The following is a 2464-nucleotide window of genomic DNA, read 5'->3' on the forward strand; positions in this document are numbered from 1 at the left end:
CAGTAATTCCCATTGTTCATCTGTGAGATCGGTACGATATGATTGACCCATGACTCTCGTTCTCTGTCATTTTTTGCTATTGACAGGTTATTGTAACGAGAGCTTTTTTACTTTTCAGACCTCCTCTTAGGAGTTATTTGGCGTTCGATAGGGTTGGCTTCAATAACGACAGTTGCTTGCTTAATTATTGGTTATCCATTGGCGTTTTTTATTGCTACTTGTTCAGGGTATTGGCGGAATGTTCTAGTGTTACTGGTAATTGTTCCTTTTTGGACTAATTTTTTGGTGCGTACTTACGCTTGGATTGTGCTTTTGCGACAAGAGGGGGTGATTAATGTAGCGCTACAAAATTTTCAAATTATTGATGCACCTCTGAATTTATTGTTTACTCCTTTTGCTGTTACAGTGGGCTTAATTTATGGCTATTTGCCATTTATGATTTTGCCGTTATATGCCACAATGGAACGTTTTAATTTCTCGTTGGTTGAAGCAGCACATGATTTGGGTGCCAATGATGTTCGCAGCTTTATACGTGTCGTTTTGCCATTGACAATGCGGGGGATTGTTGCAGGATCGCTACTTGTTTTTATTCCGGCTGTGGGTGCGTTTGTCACGCCAGATATTCTTGGGGGTGCGAAAACTTTGATGGTAGGAAATTTGATTCAAAATCAGTTTTTGAAAGCGCGTAATTGGCCTTTTGGTTCGGCACTTTCGATGTTGCTGATGGTGGTAGTTTTAGTTCCGGTGTTGGTTTATTTTCGGTCATCTGAGGAAGTCTCATGACGATTTCTGTGTCAGATAATACCTCAGTAAAATTCGATGTATTGGTGCGATCGCTTGGTAAACGTTGGCTATTACTCCATACAGCATTAGGATTTGCTTTTATTTATTTGCCAATTCTGATTTTAGTTATTTACTCGTTTAATGCATCGCGTTTTAATGCTGTTTGGCGTGGCTTTACTTTAGATTGGTATCGTGGTTTACTTCAAGCTGACTCACAATTAACTGCGAATGTTACTGACACTCGAATTTGGGATGCATTACAGAACAGTTTACTCGTTGCTGTGATTTCAACTCTTCTAGCAACAATCTTAGGAACAGCGATCGCACTTGCGTTAGAACGTTTTCGCTTTCCTGGGCGAGTGATTATTGATAGCTTGTTGTTTCTTCCTATTGTGATTCCAGAAATTACAATGGGAATCTCTTTATTAGTTTTCTTTAGTTTAGTCTTTAGGTTAATAGAAAATTTTATAGGAATTCGATTGACTTTTGGCTTACCTACAATAATTATTGGTCATGTATCGTTTAATATTTCTTTTGTTGCAATTACTGTCAGGGCGCGTTTAGCAGAACTCGATCCAGCACTAGAAGAAGCTGCTTTAGATTTAGGGGCTAATGAATGGAAAGTATTATCGAGAGTTATTTTACCACTAATTGCTCCAGCAATTTTTAGTGGTGCTTTGCTTGCTTTTACACTTTCTCTAGATGATTTTGTCGTGACTTTCTTTACTGCTGGAGTTGGTGCAACAACTTTACCACTTTTTGTTTACGGGATGATTAAATTTTCGGTGACACCTGCGATTAATGCTATTTCTAGTTTAATGTTGTTGGCTTCTTTAGTGTTGATTGTGCCAGCATTGGTGGTTGGGACGAAAGAATTGAGGTGAACGAACCACAGAGGAGGACACATGAAAGTGCAGGGTTTCCCTCGTTGAGTAAAGTGTCTGTAGCGCGGATGCGAAAGAAAAAAGTAGGGATTAACTCATCAAGTAATGAATAGGATTTTAGTTCTATGATGAGAAGAATTTTGAGCTTTGTAGTGTTGTTTTTTGTTGCTTTAATATTACCACTTGGATGTAGTGGGAGTAACCAAACAAATGTTAGTGATAGTAATACACCGTCTAATGTATTGAGTGTTTATAATTGGTCTACTTATATTGCACCTGAAGTTCTTACTCAGTTTGAGAAAGAGTTTAACGCTAAAATTAAGTATGATACTTATGAAAATAGCGAAGCCCTTTACGCTAAGATTCAGCCAGGAAATCCAGGTTATGACGTTGCGTTTCCTGGAGATTACATGGTCGCAATTATGGCTAATGAAGGTTTATTAGAAGAATTAAATTTAGAGAATATTCCTAATAGGACACATCTTGATTCAACATTTATGAATGCACCCTACGATCTAGAAAATAAATATAGTTTGCCTTATCAATGGGGAACTTTAGGAATTGGTTACAACATCACAGCAACAAACAATCAAGAAATTGATAGCTGGGCAACAATGTTCGATCCTAAATTTGCGGGAAGAACCGCTTGGCTGGATGACATGCGCCATACCTCACATCTTGCACCTATCAGGAAAACCACTAATACATGAATAAGTAGTGTAAGAAAGTGACAGCAGAAGCGGAAATTCGCTTTTGTGGCAGAGAGTAATTCAGAAAACTTGATTTGTAGAGAAATT

At 38.1% G+C, this 2464-nt stretch carries 3 protein-coding genes; all 3 read left to right on the plus strand.

Features of this window, described 5'->3' with window-relative positions:
* The first annotated feature begins 153 nt into the window (after window positions 1–153).
* The gene (locus tag IQ230_RS26110) at window positions 154–783 is read left to right on the plus strand and encodes an ABC transporter permease (RefSeq protein WP_228055455.1); all 630 of its coding nucleotides are present in this window, start codon (window positions 154–156) and stop codon (window positions 781–783) included.
* Complete coding sequence (locus tag IQ230_RS26115) at window positions 780–1667, plus strand: ABC transporter permease (protein WP_193935082.1); 888 nt, start codon at window positions 780–782, stop codon at window positions 1665–1667. The genes IQ230_RS26110 and IQ230_RS26115 overlap by 4 nt, the downstream gene beginning before the upstream one ends.
* 125 nt (window positions 1668–1792) lie before the next feature.
* Window positions 1793–2377, plus strand: coding sequence for an ABC transporter substrate-binding protein (locus tag IQ230_RS26120; RefSeq protein ID WP_228055456.1), 585 nt, complete (start codon window positions 1793–1795; stop codon window positions 2375–2377).
* The last annotated feature ends 87 nt before the right edge of the window (window positions 2378–2464 follow it).

This window comes from Gloeocapsopsis crepidinum LEGE 06123 (assembly GCF_015207655.1).
Classification (GTDB): domain Bacteria; phylum Cyanobacteriota; class Cyanobacteriia; order Cyanobacteriales; family Chroococcidiopsidaceae; genus Gloeocapsopsis; species Gloeocapsopsis crepidinum.